This is a genomic window from Sphingomonas sp., assembly GCF_039595165.1.
GTDB lineage: Bacteria > Pseudomonadota > Alphaproteobacteria > Sphingomonadales > Sphingomonadaceae > Sphingomonas.
The window spans coordinates 1-23,794 of sequence record NZ_JBCNMA010000012.1 but is presented as its reverse complement, the minus strand read 5'-3'; the positions used below and the strand labels follow the sequence as shown (position 1 = coordinate 23,794).

The window sequence follows — 23,794 nt, the reverse complement described above, 5'->3', positions numbered from 1 at the left end:
TCCGGCGGCCGCGGGACGGGAGATGCGAGGAATCCCGTCCCGGAGAGGCTCTTAGGAAGCCGCGGCGGGCGCGAGGAAGGTCTTGAGCTCCTCCTTGTTCACGCCACCCGATTTGTCGGCATCGGCCGCGGTCAGCGCGCGGGTCAGCCACTCCTTGTCGGCAGCCGACTGGCCCTGGAAGGCGGGTTCGCTCGCCGAGCGCAGCGCGACCATCCAGCTGTTGAACTCTTCGGCCTTCAGGCTGCCGTCGGCATCCTTGTCATAGGTCGGGAAACCCTGGTCGACGACCTGCGCGATCTGCGCGGCATTGGCCGGCTGCTGGCCCGACTGAGCCGGCTGCTGCGCCGTCTGGGCAGGCTGGTCGGCGGAAGCCGCCGGCTGCTGCGCAGTCTGCGCGGGCTGCTCCGCCGGGGTCGCCGGAGTCGCCTCCTGGGGCTGCTGCGCGGTTTCCGCGGGCTGCTCGGCCGGCGTGGCGGTTTCAGCCGGCGCCGCCGGTTCCTCGGCCGCAGGCGGCGTGGCCTGTTCCTGCGCGGACGGGGTCGTTTCCTGCGCCGGAGCCTCCTGTGCAAGAACAGGCGCCGAAATAATCACGGCACCAGCAAGAAGAATGGACTTAAGCATCATGTATCTCCTAAGTTATTCTATCCAAATCCTTATTGGACCAGATAGGATAGCTTGACTGAACTGCAACCATTCAACCCGTTGCATAATTATCACGTTCCATAACAAAATTTCCCATCCATTCGACTTGTCATCGCCCTACCCTCCGTTCGTCCTGAATCCGTTCCGATTTTGCGACGAACCGAATGCAAATTCTTTTCGAGGGCTGCGGTTTGCCGGACCGGGACCGCTTTGCTAGGGGCGCCGCGCAGCACGAAAGGCATTCCCATGGTCCCCCGCTATTCCCGCCCCGCCATGACCGCGATCTGGTCGCCCGAGACTCGCTTCGGCATCTGGTTCGAGATCGAGGCGCATGCGACCGAGGCGCTGGCGGAGCTGGGCGTGGTGCCGAAGAGCGCCGCCAGGGCGCTGTGGGACTGGTGGACGACCAAGCCTCAGATCGACGTCGCCGCGATCGACGCGATCGAGGCGGTGACCAAGCACGACGTGATCGCCTTCCTCACCTGGGTCGCCGAGAATGTCGGCGACGAGGCGCGCTTCATGCACCAGGGCATGACCAGCTCCGACGTGCTCGACACCTGCCTCGCGGTGCAGCTCGCGCGCGCCGCCGACATATTGCTCGACGACCTCGACCAGCTGCTCGAAGTGCTCAAGCGCCGTGCCTATGAGCACAAGCTGACTCCGACGATCGGCCGCAGCCACGGCATCCATGCCGAGCCGGTGACCTTCGGCCTCAAGATGGCCGAAGCCTATGCCGAATTCGCCCGCAACAAGGTGCGCCTGCAAGCCGCCCGCGCGGACATCGCGACTTGCGCCATTTCCGGCGCGGTCGGCACCTTCGCCAATATCGATCCGCGCGTCGAAGCGCATGTCGCCGAGAAGCTCGGCCTCGCGGTCGAGCCGGTCTCGACTCAAGTCATCCCGCGCGACCGCCATGCGATGTTCTTCGCGACGCTCGGCGTGATCGCCAGCTCGATCGAGCGGCTGGCGGTCGAGATCCGTCACCTCCAGCGCACCGAGGTTCTGGAAGCGGAAGAGTATTTCTCGCCGGGCCAGAAGGGCTCGTCGGCGATGCCGCACAAGCGCAATCCGGTGCTGACCGAGAACCTCACCGGCCTCGCCCGCATGGTGCGCAGCGCGACCATCCCCGCGATGGAGAATGTCGCCCTCTGGCACGAGCGCGACATCAGCCACTCCTCGGTCGAGCGCTATATCGGTCCCGATGCGACGATCACGCTCGACTTCGCGCTCGCGCGGCTCACCGGCGTGATCGACAAGCTGCTCGTCTACCCGGCGCGCATGCAGAAGAATCTCGATCGCATGGGCGGGCTGGTCCACTCGCAGCGCGTGCTGCTCGCGCTGACCCAGGCCGGCGTGTCGCGCGAGGACAGCTACCGCCTGGTCCAGCGCAACGCGATGAAGGTGTGGGAGAGCGACGGCGAGCTCTCGCTGCTCGAGCTGCTCAAGGCCGATCCCGAGGTCACCGCGGCGCTTTCTCCTTCCGAGATCGAGGAGAAGTTCGACCTCGACTATCATTTCCGCCAGGTCGACGCGATCTACGACCGCGTGTTCGGAGCCTGATCGCCGGAGATTGACGCGAGCCCCAGTTGCTGTGACAGTTTCGCAACACGGCAGGAGTTGGCACATGGCCAAGGACAAGAAGAACAAGGCGGCGAAGCCGAAGAACGCGAAGAAGGATCCGGCGGCGAAGCTGGCCAGGGAACTCGGCAAGCAGACCGACAAGTTCGTCGAGCTCGCGCGGCACCCGTTCATCGCCGACATCGTCTCCGCCGGCCTCGCGGCGCTTGCCGCCAATGTGAGCAAGGGCAGTGCCAAGGCCGACGACGCCAAGCCCGCGGGCAAGGCGGGCGACATCGGCGAGAGCGCGAAGATGCTCGCCACCGCGCTGGCGGCCAAGGCGGCCCAGCGCGTGTCGAGCCGGCTGTTCGAGTCCGCGCCCGCCCCGGCCGAAGCGCCCGCCGCCCCCGAGCCTGCAGCCAGGAAGCCGGCGGCGAAGAGGCCTGCGGTCAAAGCCGCAACCGCCGCGAAACCGCGCACGGCCGCCAAGCCCAAGGCGTCTCCGGCCAAGGCTTCGCCGACCAAGCCGGCCTCCGCCAAGGCTGCGGCCACCAGGACCGCCAAGCCGGCGGCGGCCAAGCCCAAGGCGCCCGCCGCCCGCAAGCCGGCGGCGCGCAAGCCGGCCTCCTGATCGCGGACGTGGCGCGGGACCGGTGACCGCGGTCGAGATCATCGGCCTCGCCGCCAGCGTGAGTTTGCTCGCGGGCTGGCGGCTCTATCTCTGCATCTTCGCGGTCGGCCTCGCCATGTACACCGGCTGGGTCGATCTGCCCGACAAGCTGCACATGCTCGATGTCCTCGCCAATCCCTGGGTGATCGGCATCGCGGGATTCGGCGCCGTGGCCGAGTTCTTCGCCGACAAGGTGATGTGGCTCGATTCGGTGTGGGATACGATCCACACCTTGGTCCGCCCGATCGGCGGCGCGCTGCTCGCGCTCGCCATCGTCGATCCCTCCGACCCCGCCTGGCAGATCGCGGCGCTGCTGCTCGGCGGCGGCGCCTCGCTGCTCACGCATGGTGCCAAGGCGAGTACGCGCGCGGTGGTCAACACCAGCCCCGAACCGGTCAGCAACGCGGTGGTCTCGACCGGCGAGGACGTGCTTACCGGCGGGCTGCTGTTCCTCGCGCTCGCCAACCCGGTCGCTGCGGTGGTGATCGCGGTGCTGATCCTCGCCGCGACGATCGCCGCATTGGTGCTGCTGCGGCGCCTGCTGCGGAAGATATTGCCGCCGAAGCAGCGACCCACATAATCGTCACCCCAGCGAAAGCTGGGGCGCGGACTAGGCAAACAGCTCGCCCAGAAACGCCCGCATCGCCTTCCAGCTGCGCCGGTCGGCATTCTCGTCATAGCCGAATCCCGGCCGCGCAGACCCCTTCATGCTTGGATCGGTGAAGCCGTGCCCGGCATGGCCGTAGCCGTGGAGCTGCCAGTCGGCGCCGGCTTCGGTCAGTTCCGCCGCCAGTGCGGTCACCGCCGCGGGCGGGGCGAGCGGGTCGTTCCAGCCATGGCAGATCAGCAGCTTCGCCGCGATCGGCTTGGGATAGTCATAGTCCGGCGGGTCGAAGATACCGTGAAACGCCACCACGCCGAGCACGCCGCCGGCGCGCGCGAGGTCGATCACCGACTTGCCGCCGAAGCAATAGCCGATCGCCGCGGTGCGGTTCGCATCGACCTCGGGTAGCGCCCGCATCGCCGCCACGCTCGCCTGCAGCCGGTCGCGCAGCAGCGCACGGTCGGCGTTGAGCTGGTTCATGTACAGCGCCGGGTCGGTCGATTCGCGCGTCGTGCGCTTGCCCTGGCCATAGGTGTCGGCGGCGAACCCGACATAGCCGAGGCCCGCCAGCCGCTCGGCGACAAGATTGTCCTGCTCCTTCTGGCCCAGCACATTGGGGACGATCATCACCCCGGGCCGTGGGCCATCCCATGCCGGATCGAACGCCGCCACGCCCTCGAACGGCCCGCCCGGCCCGTCATACACGATGGTCCGCCTTTCGATCGCCATGGCCATCCTCCGTTGCCCTGCCGACGCTATTCGCTAAGGACGCGGGCGATTGCCCGCAAGGAGAAGCCCATGCCCACCCTCGTCCTGATCCGCCACGGCCAGTCCGCCTGGAATTTGGAGAACCGCTTCACCGGCTGGTGGGACGTCGACCTGACCGAGCAGGGCGTCAGCGAAGCCTGGGCGGCGGGCGAGCTGATGAAGGAGAAGGGCCTCGACTTCGACCTCACCTTCACCAGCTTCCAGAGCCGTGCGATCAAGACGCTGAACCTCGCGCTCGAGGCGATGGGCCGGCTGTGGCTGCCGACCGAGAAGAGCTGGAAATTGAACGAGCGTCACTATGGCGGCCTCACCGGGCTCAACAAGGCCGAGACCGCGGCGCTGCATGGCGACGACCAGGTCAAATTGTGGCGCCGCAGCTTCGACATCCCGCCGCCGCTGCCCGAGGAAGGCTCGCCCTGGGATCTCGCGCAGGACCTGCGCTACAAGGGCATCGCGATCCCGCAGACCGAGAGTCTCAAGGATACGATCGCGCGTGTGCTGCCCTATTGGGAGGAACGCATCGCGCCCGAGCTCAAGGCCGGCAAGCGCGTGCTGATCGCGGCGCACGGCAATTCGCTGCGCGCGCTGGTCAAGCACCTCTCGGGCATCTCCGACGCCGACATCACCGGGCTCGAGATTCCGACCGGCCAGCCGATCGTCTACGAACTGGCCGACGACCTGACCCCGGCCGACCGCTATTATCTCAGCGAGCGCTGACGTTCAGGTCTCGTAGGCCGGCTCCGTCCGTCCCTCGACCAGGGTCGGCGCCGGGCCGGTCGCGGGCCGCAGCCCTTCGCGCTCGCTCGCCGGCACCGGCGCGGTCGGGTCGGGCCGGAACGCCTCGGGTGCGCGGTCCTCAGGGCCCGGATGCGGCTGATCGAGCGCAAGATCAGGCGCCTCGTGCTCGGCATTGCCGGGCTCGCGCAGCCGCATCGCGGCATAGCCGATCACCGCGGCGCCAGCCGCGATCGCCGCCGCGCCGATCGAGATCGCGGCGATGCCCGGCCCGCCCGAGCCGTTCTTGGACTTCTTCTGCTTCCTCTTGGCCATGGGTGCCTCACTTCATCTCAGGGATCTCCCCGACAACGGGCAAGGCACCCGCGCCGTTCCGCCTCAGCTCAGCGTATGCGTCAGCGTGATCTCGGCGTTGAGCACCTTCGAGACCGGGCAATTGGCCTCGGCCTCCTTGGCCAGCTTCTCGAACTCGGCCGGGTCGATGCCGGGGACCGAGGCGGTCAGCGTCAGGTCCGAGCGGGTGATCGCGAAGCCGCCGTCCTTCTGCTCGAGCTTGACCGCGGCCTTGGTCTCCAGCGTCCCTTCGGAATAGCCCGCCCGCGCCAGGCCGAAGCTCAGCGCCATCGTGAAGCATCCGGCATGCGCCGCGGCGATCAGTTCTTCGGGGTTGGTGCCCGGCTCGTCCTCGAACCGCGTGTTGAAGCCATAGAACTGGTCGGTCAGCACGCCCGACTGGGTGGTGATCGCGCCCTTCCCTTCCTTGCCGAAGCCGGAATAGCGGGCGGTGGCGGTGCGGGTGGTCATGGGAACATCTCCTCTTTCAAGCACGTTCGGTTCGACTGCGTAACGCCGTCATACCGCATCCTGTCCGTTTGCGCCGCGAGGATTACCGATTAGAGAAATCGACAACGCATGAAGAATCCCGACGTCCTCTCCCGGCCTTTCTTCGAACAGAAGAGCCGTGCCTTCTGGCTGCTGCAGGGCGCGGGCTGGGGCGGCTACCTCATGCTGCGCACGGTCTCGAACTTCTCCAACCGCACCTTCAGCTTCGAGGACATCATCCGCGTCACGATCGAATCGATCGTGGGTTATTGCCTGACGCTGCTGCTCTCGGCGCTCTACGGCTATTTCCGCCGCCTGCCGCGCATCACCGGCATCCTCGCCACGATCGCCACCCTCGCCGCGGCGACGCTGATCTACGCCGTGCTCAACGCCTTCACCGTCTCGGTGATGCGCGGCGAGCCGGGGATCGAGATCCCGCTGGTGCTGGGCAGCCTGTTCTTGAACTTCATCGTCATCGCCGGCTGGTCGGCGCTCTATTTCGGGATCAACTTCTACCTGATCGTCGAGGACCAGATCGACCAGATGCAGGCGCTGGAGAGCCAGGCCAGCTCGGCGCAGCTCGCGATGCTGCGCTACCAGCTCAACCCGCATTTCCTGTTCAATACGCTCAACTCGATCTCGACGCTGGTGCTCCTGAAGCAGACCGACCGCGCCAACGCGATGCTCGCGCGGCTCTCCAACTTCCTGCGCTACACCCTCGCCAACGAGCCGACCGCGCATGTCACGCTGGCGCAGGAGGTCGAGACGCTGAAGCTCTATCTCGAGATCGAGAAGATGCGCTTCGACGAACGGCTGAAGCCGGTGTTCGACATCGATCCGCGCACGGTGAAGGCCCGCCTGCCCTCCCTGCTCCTCCAGCCTTTGGTCGAGAACGCCATCAAATACGCCGTCACCCCGCAGGAGGAGGGCGCCGAAATCTGCGTCGTCGCTCGACTCACCGGCGATCGGGTGCAGATCACCGTATCGGACACGGGCCCGGGATTGATCGAGGGCAAGAACCGGCCAAGCCTTTCAACCGGGGTCGGGCTTACCAATATAAGGGAACGTCTGGCGCAGGCTTTCGGGCCGGATCATCGTTTCGAGGCGCGCTCGGACCCCGGGCGGGGCTTTCGCGTCGAGATCGAGATTCCGTTCCAGATCGAGGAGCAGAACAGGGAAGCGGCCTGATCGGAACAACGCCGTAACGAGCTCGTTTGGCAGATCAAAGGCAGGGGGATAGTGTTGGCAGCGCGCCGGGGCATGGCGCGGCGCCGGATGAGAGTAAGAGGAATCATGACGATCCGCACCATCCTGGTCGATGACGAACCTTTGGCCATCCAGGGCCTCGAGCTGCGCCTCCAAGCGCATGAAGACGTCGAGATCATCGACAAGTGCCAGAACGGCCGCGAGGCGATCCGCGCGATCAAGACTCACAAGCCCGACCTCGTCTTCCTCGACATCCAGATGCCCGGCTTCGACGGCTTCTCGGTCGTGCAGGGGCTGATGGAGGTCGAGCCGCCTTTGTTCGTGTTCGTCACCGCCTATTCGGACCATGCGATCCGCGCGTTCGAGGCGAATGCGATGGACTATCTGATGAAGCCGGTCGACGAGGCGCGCCTCGCCGACACGCTCGAGCGCGTCCGCCAGCGCCTCACCGAGAAGCGCGGCGTCGAGGAGGTCGAGAAGCTCAAGGAAGTGCTCGCCGAGGTCGCCCCGGAGACCGCCGAGGAATTCGCGGCCGATTCGGGCGAGGTGGCGTCGAGCCGCTACGAGAAGCTCATCAACATCAAGGATCGCGGCCAGATCTTCCGCGTCGACGTCGACACGATCGAGGTGGTCGAGGCCGCCGGCGATTACATGTGCATCAAGACCGCGGACAACACGCTGGTGCTGCGCGAGACGATGAAGGACCTCGAGAAGCGCCTCGATCCGCGCCGCTTCCAGCGCGTGCACCGCTCGACCATCGTCAATCTCGACCAGGTCAAGCAGGTCAAGCCGCACACCAACGGCGAATGCTTCCTGATCCTCGATTCGGGATCGCAGGTGAAGGTCAGCCGCTCCTATCGCGACGTGGTGGCGCGCTTCGTCCACTGAGTCGCGACCCGATCCGTCACCCAGGGACAAGGCCGGGGTGACGGTTTGGCGGCAGCGGCCAAGCGCGTCGCCTTCACCGCAACTTTCGGGTTGTTCCCTCTTCGTTCCGGCAGTAGAACGGCCGCAAACAGGAGGACCCCCGATGACCGACAAGTTCGATCGTTTCGCCGCGCTGCATGCCCCGCGCGCGCCGCTGGTGCTGTTCAACATCTGGGACGCGGGCTCGGCGAAAGCGGTCGCCGCCGCCGGCGCACAGGCGGTCGCCACCGGCAGCGCCTCGGTGGCGATGGCCAACGGCTTCGCCGACGGCGAGGCGGTGCCGCTCGATCTGGTGCTCGACATCGCCGCGCGCATCGTCGCGGCGGTCGAGGTGCCGGTGACGATCGACTTCGAGGGCGGCTATGCGGTCGAGCCCGAAGCGGTGGCGGCCAATGTCGCGCGGCTCGCGGCGACCGGCGCGGTCGGCTGCAACTTCGAGGACCAGGTGGTCGGCGGCGAGGGACTGCACCCCTGCGCCTTCCAGGCCGAGCGCATCGCCGCGATCCGCGCCGCGACCGGCCCCGCCTTCTTCATCAATGCGCGCACCGACATCTTCCTGCAGGCCAAGCCCGACACGCATGATGAAGCCAAGGTCGACGCCGCGATCGAGCGCGCGCACGCCTATGCCGCTGCGGGTGCGAGCGGCCTGTTCGTCCCCGGCCTCGCCAATCTCGAGCTGCTCGCACGGGTATGCTGGGAGTCGCCGCTGCCGGTGAACTTCATGGCTTTCCCCGGCGCGCCCGATGCCGCCGCGGTGGCCCAGACCGGCGTCGCACGGATCAGCCACGGCCCCTTCCCCTATCGCGCCGCGATGCAGGGGCTTGAGGGCGCGGCGCGAGAGGTGCTGGGCGGCTAGCCCAACCCTCATTCGTCCCCGGCCCTCATTCGTCACCCCGGGCTTGACCCGGGGCCGGGCTGCCTTGAGCAGGGAAAGAAGCCGGGTCCCGGGTCAAGCCCGGGATGACGAGCAATTAAGCCGCAGGATCTTCCGAAGCTTCGTCCGCGCCGCCCTCACCCGCCGCCTCGGTCTCGAACCACGCTTCGACCGGGCCGCTCAACTTGATCGTCAGCGAATCGCCCTTGCGGTCGGTCTTCTTGCCGAGCTGCACGCGGATCCAGCCTTCGGAAATGCAATATTCCTCGACGTCGCGGCGCTGGTTGCCCTTGAAGCGGATGCCGATGCCGCGCTGGAGCAGCTCGGCGTTGAAGTGCGGGCTCTTCGGGTTGACCGAGAGGCGGTCGGGAGGGGTGTCGCTCATGAACGTTCCTTTTTGATCCGTTCCAGCAAGCTGGGACGGGACGGCACCGGCCCGCTCCTCCACCCGGCCACCCATAGGAAACTGGCGCTGGGTGGCCGGGTGGGGGAGCCGGCCGGTGCCGCTTCAGCGAAGCTGAAGGCGCTCTACGGCGAAGCCGTCGCAAATCAAAACAAAAGCGGCGCGGGAATGAACCCGCGCCGCCCTTGTCACCGCTGTGCTTGGGTTCAGCAGTAACGAACGCGGACCCGGCGCCCCAGATAGGGGTCATAGACGCGGCGGATCGAGCAGCCGCGCCAGCCGCGGCGCTCATAGTGACGGTAGTAATAGCCGTCGCGCGGATAATAGCCGCGATCGCGGTAATACGGCCGGTCATAGTCGTAATAGTAGCGATCATAGTTGTAATAGCGACGGTCGTAGCGGTCGTAATAGCGGTCGCGGCTCGACGAGGCGAGCGCGGCGCCGATCGCGATGCCGGCGATCCCGGCAACGACCGCGGTGCCGGTATTGTCCCGGTGACGATGGCGGTAGCGCTGGGCGTCCGCCGGAGCGGCCGCTGTCAGAGCGGTGGCGCCGAGCGTCAGTCCGAGCACCGCCTTGGTGATGGTCTTCATGACTTCCTCCTCGTGCATGCAGCACTGTTGACGCCGATAACGTATGAGCGGGCGCCTGGGTGCAATCTGCGCGAGTCGTCCTGAACTCGCGCGGAATCGTGCGTTCACTTGCGGTTTAGAGTCATTTGTTTGAAGGCGGCACCGGCCCGCTCCCCACCCGGCCACCCACGCCAGTATATCTTGATGGGTGGCCCGATGGGGGAGCGGGCCGGTGCCGCGTCGGCGAAGCCGACACAAGACAAGGAACCCGCCCATGAACCTGTGGCTGATGAAGTCCGAGCCCGAAACCTTCAGCTGGGACGATCTGGTCCGCGACGGCAAGACCGAGTGGGACGGCGTGCGCAACTATACCGCCGCGCTCAACCTCAAGGCGATGAAGGTCGGCGACCGCGCCTTCTTCTACCACAGCGTCCAGGGCCTCGAGATCGTCGGCATCATGGAGGTGAGCCGCGAGGCGAAGCCCGATGGCGACGGCAAGCATTGGGTCTCGGTCGAGGTGAAGCCGGTCGAACCGCTCGAAAAGCCCGTCACCCTCAAGCAGGTCAAGGCCGAGCCCAGGCTCGCCGAGATGGATCTCGTCAAATATTCGCGCCTCTCGGTCGGCAAGGTCACGTCCGACGAGTGGAAGCAAGTCATCGACATGTCGAAGGCGTAACGACCCGCCAACGGGTTCCCCTCGCGACTCAGCGCCGCTAGGGAAGATGCTTAATGCCCGCCGACGACCCCGTGATCGCCGGCCGCTTCGACGGCCTCGAGCATCGTTTCCCGGTCCGTGTCTATTTCGAGGACACGGACCTGTCGGGGGTGGTCTATCACGCCAATTATCTGCGATTCATGGAGCGGGCGCGCTCGGACATGCTGCGCCTCGCCGGGATCGACCAGCGCGCCGCGCACGAGGCGGGCGAAGGCGCCTATGCCGTCACGCGCATGCAACTTCGCTTTGCTGCACCCGCCCGGCTCGATGACGCGTTGACCGTCGTCAGCCGGCTGGTCCGCGTGCGTGCGGCGTCAGTCGATATTCAGCAACGAGTCATGCGGCACGACGAATTGCTCGTTCAGGCAGAGGTCGAGGCCGCGTTCGTGGCGCCCAACGGGCGTCCCAGGCGGCAGCCGACCTCATGGGTGGACGCGTTCGTGCCGCTTGTATCGAAGGGGAATTGAGCGACACATGGAATTGTTCGTGAATACCGACGCCGCGGCGATGTCGCCGCTGGGGCTGTTCCTCCAGGCCGACTGGGTGGTCAAGGCGGTGATGATCGGGCTGCTGCTCGCCAGCATCTGGACTTGGGGCATCATCTTCTCGCTGCGCGGCCGCATCGCCAAGGCGCGCAAGTCGACCGATGCGTTCGAGCGCGACTATCGCAAGTCCGACGACATCGACGTCTTCTACCGCATGCACGGCGACAGCGACCATCCGGTCGCGCGAGTCTTCGCAGCCGGGGTCACCGAATGGCGCCGCTCGACCGGCGGGCGGGCGCTCGACAAGGAGGGCACGCGCGAGCGGCTGGCCACCACCATGGGCGCCGCGGTCGCGCATGAGATCGACAAGCTCTCGGACCGGCTCAACATCCTCGCCACGATCGGCGCGGTCGCGCCGTTCGTCGGGCTGTTCGGCACCGTGTGGGGCATCATGCGAAGCTTCACCGCGATCGCCAGCGAGCAGAACACCTCGCTCGCCGTGGTCGCGCCAGGCATCGCCGAGGCGCTGTTCGCCACCGCGATCGGCCTGTTCGCGGCGATCCCCGCAGTGATCGCCTACAACCGCTTCAGCCACGGCATCAACAAGGTCGAGGCGCATCTGGGCCGCTTCGCCGACGGCTTCCACACGACGCTCAGCCGTCAGCTCGACAGCGGTCCGGTCCCGGGCAAGCCGGGTCTCTGATGGGCGCGCAGCTTCCCTCCGCCCGCGGCAAGGGCCGCCGCGCGCCGATGGCGGACATCAACGTCACGCCATTGGTCGACGTGATGCTGGTGCTGCTGATCATCTTCATGGTCACCGCGCCGCTGCTCACCGCCGGCGTGCAGGTGAACCTGCCCGAGAGCCGCGCCAAGCCGCTCGACCAGGACCAGAAGCCGGTCCAGATCTCGATCGATCAGGCGGGCAAGCTCTATCTCGACAATAGCGAGGTGACCGAGGAAGGGTTGCCCCCGTTGCTCGAGGAGATCGCCAGCCAGCGCGGCGCGGACAAGCCGCAAGTCTTTCTGCGCGCCGACCTGCGCCTCGAATACGGCAAGGTCATGCGCGTGATGGGCGAATTGAACCGCGTCGGCCTCAACAAGGTGTCGCTGGTGACGACCCCGGTGGACGGCGGCTGATATGGCAATCGCGCTCGATCGTCGCGAGGGAACGGGGATCGGTCTGGCGGTGCTGGGCCATGTCATCCTGTTCGGCTTGCTGACGGTCGGCTTCCTCGCCACGCCCAACCCCGAGAAGCTCCAGCCCACCCCGATCGAGATCTCGCTGACCGACGAGGCCGGTCTCGTCAGCGAGGCGCCCGAGATCAACCGCGAAGCCCCCGCCGAGCGCTTCGCCGAGACTCCCGCTCTACCCGAGCCCGTCACCCCCCCTCCGGTCGAGCGCCCCGAACCCGAGCCGGTGGTGCGCCCCGACCCCGCCCCGCCCAAGGCCGAGCCGCGGCCCGTCCCAAAGCCGGAACCCAAGAAAGCTGAACCCAAGAAAGCCAGCGCCGCGCCGCCCAAGGCGCAGCCCCAGCCGACGCGGCGCGAGGTGCGACCGACCGGCCGCCTCTCGGGCATCGTCGACGGCCTCACCGACCAGCCGAGCAAGGGCAAGGCCAAGGCCCCCCAGGCCAGCCAGATCGGCGCCGCGGTCAAGTCGAGCCTCGCCGCCGAGGTGATCCGCCAGCTCCGCCCGCACTGGCGCTCGCCCACCGGCGCCGATGTCGAGCTGCTGCGCACCACGGTCGAGATCCGCCTCAACCGCGACGGCTCGCTCGCCTCGCCGCCGCGCGTGGTCGCGCAGACCGGCGTCAATGCCAGCAACCGCGCGCAGGCCGACCTGCACAAGGAACGCGCGCTCAACGCCGCGCGCCTCGCCGCCCCCTTCAACCTTCCGGAAGAATATTACGACGCCTGGAAGATCCTCCGTCCCAACTTCGACAGGAACCTCAGCCGATGAAGCCCGCATTCTCGCTCGTCGCCCTCCTGATCGCCACGCCGGTGGTCGCGCAGGAGGAAGTGACCCCGCCCACCGTCCCGGCGCCCGCCCAGCAGGAAGAGGGCCTCAGCGTCGACGTCACCGACACCGCCTCGGCCGACCTCACCATCCTGATCCCCGCCATGCCGACCACGCAGGCGGTGCAGACCCCCGCCGGCAATACCGAGGCGCTCGGCCGCCAGATCGCCGAGGTGATCGCCGCCGACCTGCGCAACTCGGGCCTGTTCAAGCCGATCGGCCCCAATGGCGTGCGCACCCCGACCACGAGCGAGGTGCGCGCCCCCGACTTCGCTTATTGGCGCGGCGCCAGCGCGCAGGCGCTGGTCCAGGGCTATGTCCAGGCGGCGGGCGGCGGGCGGCTCACCGTCGGCTGCTATCTCTACGACGTCGCGCTCGGCACCGAGCTCACCCGCCAGGGGTTCGAGGTCGGCCCGTCCGACTGGCGCCGCGCCGCGCACAAATGCGCCGACGCGATCTACACCCGCCTGTCGGGCGAAGGCCCCTATTTCGACAGCCGCGTCGTCTATGTCAGCGAGACCGGCCCCAAGAACCGCCGCATCAAGCGTCTCGCGATCATGGACCAGGACGGCGCCAACCACCGTTTCCTGACCAACGGCCAGTCGATCGTGCTCACCCCGCGCCTGTCGCCCGACGAGCAGCGCATCGCCTATATGAGCTACCAGGGCGACAAACCCTCGCTCTACGTCTACGACCTCGCCTCGGGCCGCCAGCGACTGCTCGTCACCAACGTGTCGCTCGCCTTCGCGCCGCGCTTCTCGCCCGACGGCCGCTCGATCCTATTCACCATGTCGACCGCGGGCAATGCCGATGTCTATCGCGTCTCGGCCACCGGCGGCTCGCCGCAGCGGCTGACCAACGGGCCGGGCATCGACACCGGCGGCAGCTATTCCCCCGACGGTCGTCGCATCGTGTTCGAGAGCGACCGCTCGGGCACGCAGCAGCTCTACGTCATGAATGCCGACGGTTCGAACCAGCAGCGCATCAGCTTCGGCGGCGGCCGTTACGCGACCCCGGTGTGGAGCCCGCGCGGCGACCTCATCGCCTTCACCAAGATGGGCGACGGCGGCTTCCGCATCGGGGTGATGACTCCCTCGGGCGGCGGCGAGAAATTGCTCACCAACGCCTGGGGCGACGAGGGCCCGTCCTTCTCGCCCAATGGCCGCGTGCTGATGTTCTATCGCGGCGCGCAAGGCCGCTCGGGCAAGGCCGATGTGTGGTCGGTGGACCTGACCGGCACCAATGCCCGGCGCATCCCGACTCCGCTGGATGGATCCGATCCCGCCTGGGGACCGTTACGCCCCTGAGTCGGATCGCCGATCGCCAGCTCACGAAATCCGTAAATGCCTAGGGAGACACCACCAATGGCAAAGCTTAGAACCGCCCTCATCATCGGCTCCATGGCCATCGCCGTCGCCGGCTGCTCGAAAAAGCGTCCCGAGACGCTGCCGCCCGGCCCCGGCGCGGTCGATCCCGGCCCCGGCACCGGCACCGACACCGGCGGCGCGGTCCAGCCCGGCAGCCCCGAGCATTTCAAGCAGAACGTGTCGAGCGACACGATCCACTTCGCGCTGGACCAGTACGACATCGACGCGCAGGCGCGCACGATCCTCGACAGCCAGGCACAGTGGCTGACGCAATATCCCAACACGCGCATCACGCTCGAGGGCCATGCCGACGAGCGCGGCACGCGCGAATACAACCTGGCGCTGGGCGATCGCCGCGCCAATGCCGCCAAGAACTATCTCGCGGCGCGCGGCGTCTCGGCGACGCGCATCACCACGATCAGCTACGGCAAGGAACGCCCGCTCGCGCTCGGCTCGGACGAGCAGAGCTGGGCGCAGAACCGCCGCGCGGTGACGATCGTCATCAACTGATCGTCCGCGACGGACAGCGAAGGGGCGCGCGCCACGCGGCACGCGCCCCTTTCTCGTGCCGGTTCAGTCGCCGAACCAGGTGCGGAGCGCGCCGACCAGTCCTTCCGGGCTGCCGTCGCCCACCCACGCGACATAGCCGTCGGGCCGGATCAGCACCGCAGCCGGCTTCGGGATCTCGCCGATCACAGGCAGCTCGCACACGCCTTCGAACCTGGCGTCGATCAGCTCGACGCGATCCGCCCATCGACCGGCCGCGAGCGAACCCGGCTCTCCCAGATTGAGCAGCACGGGCCGCGCCTCGTGCAGCAACGCGAAGACCCGCGTCGCCCCGCCGGCAGCGACGATGTCGAGGTCGGGCATGCGCCGCCCGAGCAATGGATGTCCCTCGCCGCACGTCTCGTAATGGATGTCGAGGCCCGACATCATCCCCGCGAAGCGCTTGCGCGGTTCGTCCAGCGCCAGCATCTCGCCGACGAAGTCGCCCAGCACCGCCATGCGCGCGCCCGGCAGCCGCAGCACGCCCTGCGCGATCGTGTTGCGCAGCACGCGCGCGGCGACCGGATGGCGCTCGGCCTGATAGCTGTCGAGCAGCGCCTCGGGCGATACGCCCTTCGCCACCTGCGCCAGCTTCCAGCCGAGATTGGCCGCATCCTGGATGCCGAGGTTGAGCCCCTGCCCGCCCATCGGCGAATGGATGTGCGCGGCGTCCCCCGCCAGCAGCACGCGCCCCGCGCGATAGCTCGCCGCCTGGCGCGCCGCGTCGCTGAAGCGCGACAGCCAGCGCGGCGAATGCACGCCGAAATCGGTGCCGTAGACCGCCTTCAGCGCACCGGCGAGCTCCTCCAGCGACGGCGCGTCCTTCGCCAGGGCGTCCTGTCCGGCCAGCACCACGCCGACCGTCTCGCCATCCTCCAGCACCGACATGGCATGGCGGCCCGACGCGTCCTCGCGAAAGCCCGGCTCGGGCGGCTCGGTCATCCGCACCTCGGCGATCAGCCAGCTGGTCGAGGCCGCTTCGCCCGGAAAGTCGATCCCGGCCGCCTTGCGCACCCGGCTGCGCCCGCCGTCGCAACCGACCAGCCATTGCGCCCGCAGCTGCATGCCCTGCGATGTCGCGACATCGAGTCCATCCGCGCCCGCGACGAAGTCGATCACCTCATTCCCGCGATACACCGGCACGTTGAGCGCCTCGGCCCATTCGCCGAGCAGCCACTCGATGCGCTCCAGCGGCAGTCCGAGGAGATAATGATGCCGCGTCGGAAAGTCGCTGATGTCGAGCGGTACATGGAAGCCGACATTGGGATAGGTCTGCCCCTCGGCGAGGAACCGCCCGACGATCCCGCGCTGGTCGAGCATCTCGAGCGAGCGTGCATGCAGGCCGCCCGCGCGGGCGCCGAATCGTTCCCTGGTCGCCCGCCGCTCGACGATCGCGACGTCCACGCCCGCGAGCGTCAGCTCGGCCGCCAGCATCAGCCCGGTCGGGCCGCCGCCGGCGATGACGATCTCATGTTCGGTCATTTGCATTTTGCCACCTCTGCGAATCGTGAAGGGGCACGCTTCATACGGGGTAGCCGGGGTCTTGAAGCAAGACGGTCGCCCCCCATATTTACGAAGTGCGGGGCGGCGCATGTGTTCGTGCCGCGCCTCGACCCTCCCCTTCCGCTACCGAAACGCGTCGCGATCCCAGCGCTCCCGCCCTCGCGCGTTTCCGCTTGCGCATCCCGTATTTCGATATAAAACTGATATCATAATTACGGGAGGCATTGATGACCGATTCGAACCCCCGCGCGCTCCGCAGCAGCGCCGAGCGTCCTGCGGCCACCGCCAGCGGCTATGTCATGCTGATCGTCGCGCTGCTCGCGCTCGCGGCCATCGTCCACTCCGTCGTCGCACTCTCGGGGCGGGACGCGTTCGGCTGGAACGCGCTCGTCCTTGTTGCCGGCGCGGTCGTCCTCGTGTTCGTCTCGATCGGCTTCTACCTGCTCCAGCCCAACCAGGCCGCGGCGATCCTGCTGTTCGGCGCCTATCAGGGCACCGATCGCAACACCGGCCTGCGCTGGGCATGGCCGTGGCTGATCAAGAAGAAGATCTCGGTCCGCATCCACAACATTACCTCGGAGCGGCTCAAGGTGAACGACCTGCGCGGCAACCCGATCGAGATCGCGTCGAACGTGGTGTGGCGCGTCGCCGATACCGCGCAGGCGCTGTTCGACGTCGACGACTATCGCGAGTTCGTCCACATCCAGATCGAGAGCGCCGTCCGCGCGATCGGCTCGCGCTATCCCTATGACGACTTCACGCACGAGGAGATGACGCTGCGCGGCAATGCCGAGCATGTCAGCGACGAGCTGCGCGCCGAACTGCAGGAACGCGTCGAGATGGCCGGCGTGCACATCGACGAATGCCGCCTCACCCACCTCGCCTATGCGCAGGAGATCGCTCAGGCGATGCTCCGCCGCCAGCAGGCCGAGGCGGTGATCGCGGCGCGGCAAAAGCTGGTCGAGGGCGCCGTGTCGATGGTCGAGACCGCATTGGAGCAGCTCAGCGCCAAGAATGTCGTCGAGCTCGACGACGAACGCCGCGCTGCGATGGTCTCGAACCTGATGGTCGTGCTCTGTTCGGAACGCGATACCCAGCCGGTGGTGAACGCGGGCTCGCTCTACCAGTAAGCGTGCCGTGACCGCTCCACCCAAAAAGGCGTTTCCGCTCCGCCTCGATCCCGCGCTCTACGCCGCGATCGAGCGGAGCGCGGCGACCGACCTGCGCAGCGTCAACGCCCAGCTCGAGTGCCTGCTGCGCGAGGCCCTGTCGCGGCGCGGCGTCAAGCTCGCGGAGCCGGTGCGCGCCAGGCGCGGCCGGCCGCCGAAGAACGAAGGAGACGAATGATGCTGATCATCGTGTTCGCCAGCCGTTCGCATCTGCTCTGGCTCGCGTTGGCAGCGCTGCCGTTGCTGCTGCTCGGCATCGGGCTGGCGATCTGAAGGGAGAAGGCTGCGATGCGATCCAACCCATGCCCCAAATGCCAGAGCACGATGACCGAAGGCTTCGTGCTCACCGAACGCCACGGCATGCTGGCGCTGCTCAGCTGGTCGCGGGGCACGCCGCGCAAGGGCTGGTTCGGTGTCAGGCAAGGCAGCGGCAAGCCGATCGAGATCAGCACCTGGCGCTGCCAGCGCTGCGGGTTTCTCGAGAATTATGCGCGCGACTGAGAGCTCAGCGCTTCGGCGCCTCGGGCGGCGGCGGGCCGAACGCCTCGTCGAGCAGCCGCGCGAGGCGCAACCCGCCGCGCTGCACCTGCAGGCGTAGCATCGGCACCAGCTGCGCGACCGCCGCATCGTCCAGCTTGCCGCGCTCGGGCATGTCGGTCCGGCACGGATCGCCGCCATAGGCGGCGGCATAGGCTTGCTTCGCCGCCTCCCAATTCTCGCGGCTCCAGTCCTCGACCGTGCCTGCGCCCGTCGCGGCGCGCTCTTCCGGCGGATAGGCGACCACCAGCGGCGGCGGGGTCGAGATCGCGCGCTCGGCCAACCATCCGTCGAGGATGGTGTGCAGGTTGAGGCGCTCCGGCCCGTAGATGCCATAGTCCGAGCGCGCGCGGTTGCCGCCAAGGTCGCCCTTGTCGCCGGCATGCAGCGGCTGGTGCAGGTCGCCGACGAAATGCGTGAGGAAGGCCAGCGCCATCACCTTCTCGCGCACCGGCACCTTGGGGTCCTGCAGCAGCTTCACGTCGCGCTCGATCTGCGCCGAGACGCAATTGCCGTCGGGGCAATTGCCCTTGAGCGTGAACGGCTTGCAGATGCTCACATTCTGATAGTGCCAGTTATAGGCATAGCTGAACCGCGGCCCCAGCGGCTTGATGCAGTCGGCCCACACGCTCGCCTGCTCGATCGTCCGCGCCGGGCAGGTCGGCGTCTCGAGCAGCGCCTGCCGCGCCAGCAGCCGGTCGATCGCGCGCCGCGTCTCGGGCTTGACGTTCTTGTAGGCGATCGCCGCGATCGTCTCGTGCCCATATTCCCAATAGGCGAAGGCGGGCGAGGCGACGAGCGTCGCGGCGAGCGCGGCGGCGGCAAGGATGCGGCGAATCATGCCGCCGCCATAGCCGGTCGATGCGCCGAAATCGCTTGCAATATTCGCGAATGTTCTATATATGTTCTGAGGGCCGCATGTTTCCCTGTCAATCTGGCGGCGCGCGCATCCGGACTGGCAGGCGGACCGGGGGGATAGCGTAAACTTTGTGTAAACTTCCGGCGCGGACCGCCGTTCAGTCCTCGTCCCCGTAGATCGCGACGACCTTTTCGCCGCTGGCCGAAACCTTGCCGCGATACATGCCCGGCGTGTTGAAGCTCCACGCCATCTCGCCGGAGGGCCCGGTGAGGATCACGCCGCCGGTGCCGCCGAGCGCCTTGGTCTCGGCCATCACCACGTCCGCGGCGGCCTTGAGGCTCTCGCCCTTGAACCGTACCCGCGCACAGATCTCGTGTGCGACGCCCTCGCGGATGAAATACTCTCCCGCGCCGGTCGCGGAGACCGCGCAGGCGCGGTCGTCGGCATAGGTGCCGGCGCCGATCACCGGCGCGTCGCCGATCCGGCCCCAGCGCTTGCCCGTGATCCCGCCGGTCGATGTGGCGGCGGCAAGATGGCCCTCGGCGTCCATCGCCACCGCGCCGACGGTGCCGAACTTGCGGTCGACGTCGTACCAGCCGATCTTCTTCGCCTTGAGCGTTTCGAGTTGGCGGCGCCGCTCCTCGGTCGCGAAATAAGCGGGATCGGCCTGCTCGAGCCCCTTCTCGGCGCTGAACTGGTCGGCGCCCTCGCCCGCCAGCATCACGTGCGGGCTGTCCTCCATCACCCGCCGCGCGAGGCTGACCGGGTTCTTCGTCCGCGTCACGCCGGCCACGGCGCCTGCCTTGCGCGTCGTCCCGTCCATGATCGCGGCGTCGAGCTCGTTGGTGCCTTCATAAGTGAACACCGCGCCACGCCCGGCGTTGAAGTTGGGGTCGTCTTCCAGCACCTTGACCGCGGCCTCGACCGCGTCGAGCGCGCTGCCGCCTTTGGCCAGGACCGCCGATCCCGCCGCGAGCGACGCGTCCAGCGCCTTGCGCACCGCCGTCTCGCGCTCGGGCGTCATCTTGTCGCGCTCCATCACCCCGGCGCCGCCATGGATCACCAGCGTCCATCCGGGCTTGCCCTGGGCCATGGCGGGAAGCGACATCAACAGGGCTCCGGCGATGAGGAACGGGCGTATCATGCGGCCTCCGGGGTGGGTTCGGGCGTGGGACGCGGGCGATCGCGCCGCTCCATCCTGAGCCCGATCAGCGGCCGCAGCAACGGGATCTCGCGGCCATAGCGATAGAAGATCCAGCAGCCGAGCGCGGTCGCCGGCACCAGCACCAGGAACTCGACCGGCGCTGGCAGATGCAGCTTGAGCAGCCAGTACATCGCCACGACGACGATCGTCTGGTGGATGAGGTAGAAGGGGAACACCGCCTCGGTCAGCATCGGCCGCAGCTTGTGATCGCGGTTGAGGAACACCTCGGCGATGCCGATCAGCGCGGCGATCGTCATCCAGCACTGGACGTAACGCGCCGCGAGCATGACCCGCCCGACCACCCAGGGCGGATCGGCCGGATAGGCGATGTCGATCGCTACCGACACGACATAGCCGGCGAGGCCGAGCACCGCCGCCGGCTTCCACAGCCGTGCGATCCAGCCCATCACCGGCTCCGATCCGGCCAAGGCGAAGCCGAACAGAAAGGCCGGGAAATAGGCGAGATGCGCGACCCCGTCATTGACCACGTCGTGGCTGTCGCTCCAGCGCTGGAACACCACCACCTGCGTGATCAGCAGATAGGCGGCGGGCAGCCACAGCACCCGGGTGCCGGCGAAGATGCGGTCGAACACGCGCTGCACCCAGCTCCCCCCGGGCAGCAGCACGATCAGCGCCAGGGCGAGCGTGTAGAGCCAGAGATACCCGACGAACCACAGATGATTCCAGGTCGGCACGATGATCCCGTCGAGCGTGCCGAAATACCAGTAATGGTGCGCCCAGAAGGTCCAATAGTTGAACCAATAACCGTGCTGGGTCACCAGCTCGACCCAGGTCTGCGGCGGCACGACCACCGCGACGCCGAACAGCAGCGGGACGATCAGCCGCCAGCTGCGGTTGGCGACGAACTTGCCCGGCTGGCGCGACTTGGCCCAGAGCGCGCGGCTGGCATAGCCCGAGACGAGGAACAGCAAGGTCAGCCGCCAGGGACTCGTGAACAGCATCGGCACCGTCACCCATTCGGCGGGCGCCGCGGTCTTCACATGATAGCCCCAGGGCACGAAGACCATGCCGACATGGTAGAGGATCAGCAGGCCGAACGCCCCGATCCGCAGCCAGTCCATGCCGTAATGCCGTTCCATCGCCGCCCATTAGCGCGGCTTTACGTTCGTGTCAGGCGGGTTGCGGCGAAATCTCCGGCGATGCGCCCCGCGAACGCGGGCCGAGCCCGATCAGCGGCCGCAGCCAGCTGGCCTCGCGGCCGATCAAGTAGAGGAGGGTGCAGGTCGCGCCTGTCCCGGCGAGCAGCATCGCGAATTCGACCCAGGGGTTGAGCTTGAGCGGGAGCGAGTACCAGGTGATCAGCACGATCGCCGGCTGGTGGACGAGGTAGAAGGGGAACACCGCTTCGGCGATCGACTTGCGCCAGCGATGGTCGCGGTTCCAGAACCGGTCGGCGAGCACGAACAGCGCCGCCGTCATCGTCCACGCCATCGCGACCTGCGCCGCGCGCTCGCCCGCCATCACCCAGCGCGGCGGGATCGCCTCGCCCGGAAAGACCAGCTCGACCACCACGACCACCGCGCCGGACAGCGCGGCGAGCGCCAGCGCCGGCTTCCACGCCCGCTCGAGCGGCGCCCACAGTGCCGGTGATCCGGCGAGCACGAAGCCGAACAGGAACATCGGCAGATACTGCGCATGTCCCGCCCAGTCGCTGAACAGGCCGTGCTCCTCCGGTACCACGAACAGCAGCCCGAGCTTCGCGACCGCAAGCCCGGCGATCGGAAACCACAGGATTCGCCAGCCCCTGGACAGCCACGTGACCAACCGCGCGGCGCCCGCATCGAATCGCGCCTGGCCCAGCGCCAGCGCGCCTGCCAGGATCGCGGTATAGGTCCAGAGATAGGCAACGAACCACAGATGTTCCCAGCTCGGGAACTGGCGCCCCCAGAACTCGCCCGAACGCCAGTAATCGAACATCCAGAAATGGAGATAGCCGTGCGGATAGCCTTTCTCCATCACGCGCACCCACATCTCGAGCGGCACCAGGAACACCATGCCGAAGGCGAGCGGCACGAGCAGCCGGACGTTGCGCAGGCGCAGGAACCTGCCCGCGCTCCCCGCCTTGCGCAGCAGGTGCCACGAGGCATAGCCCGACACCGCGAACAGCAGTGCCAGCCGCCACGGCGTGAGCAGCGACATCGGCGCGATCAGCGCGGGATAATGATGGTTGGTCTTGATCACCCAGGTCCAGGGCGCGAACACCATGCCGATATGATAGAGGATCAACAGCGCGAACGCCGCGATGCGCAGCCAGTCGAGGCCATAGTGGCGGTTGGTACGCACGGATTGATCGCCTACATCGGTCACCGTGACGCCTATAGCGGCGGCGGCTCACCAATTGGTTATCGTTCCGCCGCCTTTCTCGCGTTCGGCCGATAGGGTATAGGGCCGGCGAACCCAGAGGAATCCCAATGTCCGTGCGTCCCTGGCGCGATATCGCGCGCCGCCAAAGCCGCCAGATCATGGTCGGCAACGTGCCCGTCGGCGGCGATGCCCCGGTCACCGTCCAGACGATGACCAACACGCCCACCGAAGACGCCAGGGCGACGATCGATCAGATCCGCCGCTGCGAGGAAGCGGGCGTCGACATCATCCGCGTCTCCTGCCCCGACGTGGCGAGTACCGCGGCGCTCCGGCAGATCGTCCGCGCCGCGCGCGTGCCGGTCGTCGCGGACATCCATTTCCACTACAAGCGCGCGCTCGAAGCCGCCGACGCAGGCGCGGCGTGCCTGCGCATCAACCCCGGCAACATCGGCTCGGCCGAGCGAGTCAACGAGGTGGTCAACGCGGCCAAGGCCAATGGCTGCGCGATCCGCATCGGCGTCAATGCCGGCTCGCTCGAGAAGGATCTCCTCGAGAAGTACGGCGAGCCCTGCCCCGAGGCGCTGGTCGAGAGCGCGCTCGACCATATCAAGCTGCTGCAGGACCGCGACTTCCACGAATTCAAGGTGGCGGTGAAGGCCAGCGACGTGTTCCTCGCCACCGCCGCCTATCAGCAGCTCGCCGAAGCGGTGGACTGCCCGCTGCACCTCGGGATCACCGAGGCCGGGGGGTTCGTCGGCGGGACAGTCAAGAGCGCGATCGGCATCGGCTCGCTGCTGTGGTTCGGCATCGGCGACACGATCCGCGTGAGCCTCTCGGCCGAGCCCGAGGAGGAAGTGCGCGTCGGCTTCGAGATCCTCAAGGCGCTCGGCATCCGCAACCGCGGCGTGCGCGTGGTCTCCTGCCCGAGCTGCGCGCGCCAGGGCTTCGACGTGATCCGCACCGTCCAGACGCTGGAGGAGCGGCTGCAGCATATCCGCACGCCGATGAGCCTGTCGGTGCTCGGCTGCGTGGTCAATGGACCGGGCGAAGCCCGGGAGACCGATATCGGCCTGACCGGCGGCGGCAACGGCAAGCACATGGTCTATCTCTCGGGCGTCACCGACCACACGGTGTCGAGCGAGGACATGCTCGACCATATCGTCCGGCTGGTCGAGGCCAAGGCGGCCGAGATCGAAGCGGCGAACGAAGCCGCGGCGGTGGCGGCGGAATGACGCACGAACCGGCGAGCGAGGTCGTCACCGCGCCGCCGGAAGCCCATCGCGCGGT

Annotated in this window: 29 protein-coding genes; 18 read left to right on the top strand and 11 right to left on the bottom strand. The window is 67.6% G+C overall.

The genetic code is table 11. From position 1 onward, the window contains the following. Positions 1-51: 51 nt before the first annotated feature. A complete protein-coding gene (locus ABDV68_RS03840; RefSeq protein ID WP_343518334.1) occupies positions 52-621 on the bottom strand; it encodes a calcium-binding protein in 570 nt (189 codons plus the stop codon). Between the two features lie 267 nt (positions 622-888). On the opposite strand from ABDV68_RS03840, the gene purB reads away from it, so the two are divergent. From purB to ABDV68_RS03825, 3 genes are all read left to right on the top strand, one after another. After that, positions 889-2,202, top strand: coding sequence for an adenylosuccinate lyase (purB, locus tag ABDV68_RS03835; protein WP_343518333.1), 1,314 nt, complete (start codon positions 889-891; stop codon positions 2,200-2,202). A 64-nt stretch (positions 2,203-2,266) separates the two neighbouring features. Continuing rightward, complete coding sequence (locus ABDV68_RS03830) at positions 2,267-2,830, top strand: hypothetical protein (protein WP_343518332.1); 564 nt, start codon at positions 2,267-2,269, stop codon at positions 2,828-2,830. A 22-nt stretch (positions 2,831-2,852) separates the two neighbouring features. Then, positions 2,853-3,449, top strand: coding sequence for a DUF4126 domain-containing protein (locus ABDV68_RS03825; RefSeq protein WP_343518331.1), 597 nt, complete (start codon positions 2,853-2,855; stop codon positions 3,447-3,449). A 30-nt stretch (positions 3,450-3,479) separates the two neighbouring features. Here ABDV68_RS03825 and ABDV68_RS03820 read toward each other — a convergent pair whose 3' ends face one another. Then, the gene (locus ABDV68_RS03820; RefSeq protein ID WP_343518330.1) at positions 3,480-4,202 is read right to left on the bottom strand and encodes a dienelactone hydrolase family protein; all 723 of its coding nucleotides are present in this window, start codon (positions 4,200-4,202) and stop codon (positions 3,480-3,482) included. Between the two features lie 69 nt (positions 4,203-4,271). Between ABDV68_RS03820 and gpmA the strand changes: the two genes are divergently transcribed. Further along, positions 4,272-4,958: a 2,3-diphosphoglycerate-dependent phosphoglycerate mutase gene (gene gpmA, locus ABDV68_RS03815; RefSeq protein WP_343518329.1), complete on the top strand. Its 687-nt coding sequence runs from the start codon at positions 4,272-4,274 to the stop codon at positions 4,956-4,958. 3 nt (positions 4,959-4,961) lie between these two features. Here the strand turns inward: gpmA and ABDV68_RS03810 are convergent, their stop codons facing one another. Then, positions 4,962-5,291: a hypothetical protein gene (locus ABDV68_RS03810; RefSeq protein ID WP_343518328.1), complete on the bottom strand. Its 330-nt coding sequence runs from the start codon at positions 5,289-5,291 to the stop codon at positions 4,962-4,964. 63 nt (positions 5,292-5,354) lie between these two features. Then, entirely contained in the window at positions 5,355-5,780 is a 426-nt protein-coding gene (locus ABDV68_RS03805) for an OsmC family protein (protein ID WP_343518327.1), read from the bottom strand. Positions 5,781-5,888: 108 nt separating this feature from the next. Here ABDV68_RS03805 and ABDV68_RS03800 point away from each other — a divergent pair, with 108 nt between their 5' ends. The 3 genes from ABDV68_RS03800 to ABDV68_RS03790 all read left to right on the top strand — a co-directional run bounded on the left by ABDV68_RS03800 (position 5,889) and on the right by ABDV68_RS03790 (position 8,787). Then, on the top strand, positions 5,889-6,986 hold the full coding sequence (locus ABDV68_RS03800) for a histidine kinase (RefSeq protein WP_343518326.1): 1,098 nt from the start codon (positions 5,889-5,891) through the stop codon (positions 6,984-6,986). A gap of 105 nt (positions 6,987-7,091) precedes the next feature. Beyond that, positions 7,092-7,892 carry a LytTR family DNA-binding domain-containing protein gene (locus tag ABDV68_RS03795; RefSeq protein ID WP_343518325.1) on the top strand — a complete coding sequence of 267 codons (801 nt, stop codon included), beginning with the start codon at positions 7,092-7,094 and terminating at the stop codon, positions 7,890-7,892. 142 nt (positions 7,893-8,034) lie between these two features. Then, positions 8,035-8,787 carry an isocitrate lyase/phosphoenolpyruvate mutase family protein gene (locus ABDV68_RS03790; RefSeq protein WP_343518324.1) on the top strand — a complete coding sequence of 251 codons (753 nt, stop codon included), beginning with the start codon at positions 8,035-8,037 and terminating at the stop codon, positions 8,785-8,787. A gap of 115 nt (positions 8,788-8,902) precedes the next feature. Here the strand turns inward: ABDV68_RS03790 and ABDV68_RS03785 are convergent, their stop codons facing one another. Then, complete coding sequence (locus tag ABDV68_RS03785) at positions 8,903-9,190, bottom strand: DUF3297 family protein (protein WP_343518323.1); 288 nt, start codon at positions 9,188-9,190, stop codon at positions 8,903-8,905. Between the two features lie 224 nt (positions 9,191-9,414). Beyond that, positions 9,415-9,801, bottom strand: a complete 387-nt coding sequence (locus ABDV68_RS03780) for a hypothetical protein (protein WP_343518322.1) — start codon at positions 9,799-9,801, stop codon at positions 9,415-9,417. A gap of 253 nt (positions 9,802-10,054) precedes the next feature. Here ABDV68_RS03780 and ABDV68_RS03775 point away from each other — a divergent pair, with 253 nt between their 5' ends. From ABDV68_RS03775 to pal, 7 genes are read left to right on the top strand one after another with little or no spacing between them, the layout of a single operon-like run. Next, complete coding sequence (locus ABDV68_RS03775) at positions 10,055-10,456, top strand: EVE domain-containing protein (protein ID WP_343518321.1); 402 nt, start codon at positions 10,055-10,057, stop codon at positions 10,454-10,456. A 53-nt stretch (positions 10,457-10,509) separates the two neighbouring features. Continuing rightward, on the top strand, positions 10,510-10,962 hold the full coding sequence (gene ybgC, locus ABDV68_RS03770; RefSeq protein ID WP_343518320.1) for a tol-pal system-associated acyl-CoA thioesterase: 453 nt from the start codon (positions 10,510-10,512) through the stop codon (positions 10,960-10,962). 7 nt (positions 10,963-10,969) lie between these two features. Next, entirely contained in the window at positions 10,970-11,683 is a 714-nt protein-coding gene (gene tolQ, locus ABDV68_RS03765) for a protein TolQ (protein WP_343518319.1), read from the top strand. Beyond that, positions 11,683-12,117 (top strand): protein TolR, encoded by a 435-nt coding sequence (tolR, locus tag ABDV68_RS03760; RefSeq protein ID WP_343518318.1) that lies wholly within the window; start codon positions 11,683-11,685, stop codon positions 12,115-12,117. Before tolQ ends, tolR begins: the two co-directional genes overlap by 1 nt. Before the next feature lies 1 nt (position 12,118). Next, a complete protein-coding gene (locus ABDV68_RS03755) occupies positions 12,119-12,940 on the top strand; it encodes a cell envelope biogenesis protein TolA (RefSeq protein ID WP_343518317.1) in 822 nt (273 codons plus the stop codon). Further along, positions 12,937-14,304 carry a Tol-Pal system beta propeller repeat protein TolB gene (gene tolB, locus ABDV68_RS03750; protein WP_343518316.1) on the top strand — a complete coding sequence of 456 codons (1,368 nt, stop codon included), beginning with the start codon at positions 12,937-12,939 and terminating at the stop codon, positions 14,302-14,304. Before ABDV68_RS03755 ends, tolB begins: the two co-directional genes overlap by 4 nt. A 57-nt stretch (positions 14,305-14,361) precedes the next feature. Further along, positions 14,362-14,874, top strand: a complete 513-nt coding sequence (pal, locus tag ABDV68_RS03745) for a peptidoglycan-associated lipoprotein Pal (RefSeq protein WP_343518315.1) — start codon at positions 14,362-14,364, stop codon at positions 14,872-14,874. A 63-nt stretch (positions 14,875-14,937) separates the two neighbouring features. On the opposite strand, the gene ABDV68_RS03740 is transcribed toward pal, so the two are convergent. Continuing rightward, a complete protein-coding gene (locus tag ABDV68_RS03740) occupies positions 14,938-16,392 on the bottom strand; it encodes an FAD-dependent monooxygenase (RefSeq protein ID WP_343518314.1) in 1,455 nt (484 codons plus the stop codon). Positions 16,393-16,640: 248 nt separating this feature from the next. On the opposite strand from ABDV68_RS03740, the gene ABDV68_RS03735 reads away from it, so the two are divergent. The 3 genes from ABDV68_RS03735 (at position 16,641) to ABDV68_RS03725 (ending at position 18,083) form a co-directional block, all read left to right on the top strand. Further along, positions 16,641-17,543 carry an SPFH domain-containing protein gene (locus tag ABDV68_RS03735; protein ID WP_343518313.1) on the top strand — a complete coding sequence of 301 codons (903 nt, stop codon included), beginning with the start codon at positions 16,641-16,643 and terminating at the stop codon, positions 17,541-17,543. 7 nt (positions 17,544-17,550) lie between these two features. Further along, complete coding sequence (locus ABDV68_RS03730; RefSeq protein ID WP_343518312.1) at positions 17,551-17,760, top strand: toxin-antitoxin system HicB family antitoxin; 210 nt, start codon at positions 17,551-17,553, stop codon at positions 17,758-17,760. 110 nt (positions 17,761-17,870) lie between these two features. Then, positions 17,871-18,083, top strand: a complete 213-nt coding sequence (locus tag ABDV68_RS03725; protein WP_343518311.1) for a PF20097 family protein — start codon at positions 17,871-17,873, stop codon at positions 18,081-18,083. A 4-nt stretch (positions 18,084-18,087) separates the two neighbouring features. Here the strand turns inward: ABDV68_RS03725 and ABDV68_RS03720 are convergent, their stop codons facing one another. The 4 genes from ABDV68_RS03720 to ABDV68_RS03705 all read right to left on the bottom strand — a co-directional run bounded on the left by ABDV68_RS03720 (position 18,088) and on the right by ABDV68_RS03705 (position 22,510). Further along, on the bottom strand, positions 18,088-18,960 hold the full coding sequence (locus ABDV68_RS03720) for a S1/P1 nuclease (protein WP_343518310.1): 873 nt from the start codon (positions 18,958-18,960) through the stop codon (positions 18,088-18,090). A 175-nt stretch (positions 18,961-19,135) separates the two neighbouring features. Beyond that, on the bottom strand, positions 19,136-20,086 hold the full coding sequence (locus tag ABDV68_RS03715; RefSeq protein ID WP_343518309.1) for an isoaspartyl peptidase/L-asparaginase: 951 nt from the start codon (positions 20,084-20,086) through the stop codon (positions 19,136-19,138). Positions 20,087-20,118: 32 nt separating this feature from the next. Continuing rightward, positions 20,119-21,282 (bottom strand): acyltransferase family protein, encoded by a 1,164-nt coding sequence (locus ABDV68_RS03710; protein WP_343518308.1) that lies wholly within the window; start codon positions 21,280-21,282, stop codon positions 20,119-20,121. A gap of 31 nt (positions 21,283-21,313) precedes the next feature. Next, positions 21,314-22,510 carry an acyltransferase family protein gene (locus tag ABDV68_RS03705; protein WP_343518307.1) on the bottom strand — a complete coding sequence of 399 codons (1,197 nt, stop codon included), beginning with the start codon at positions 22,508-22,510 and terminating at the stop codon, positions 21,314-21,316. Between the two features lie 104 nt (positions 22,511-22,614). Between ABDV68_RS03705 and ispG the strand changes: the two genes are divergently transcribed. Beyond that, positions 22,615-23,739 carry a flavodoxin-dependent (E)-4-hydroxy-3-methylbut-2-enyl-diphosphate synthase gene (gene ispG, locus ABDV68_RS03700; protein ID WP_343518306.1) on the top strand — a complete coding sequence of 375 codons (1,125 nt, stop codon included), beginning with the start codon at positions 22,615-22,617 and terminating at the stop codon, positions 23,737-23,739. The last annotated feature ends 55 nt before the right edge of the window (positions 23,740-23,794 follow it).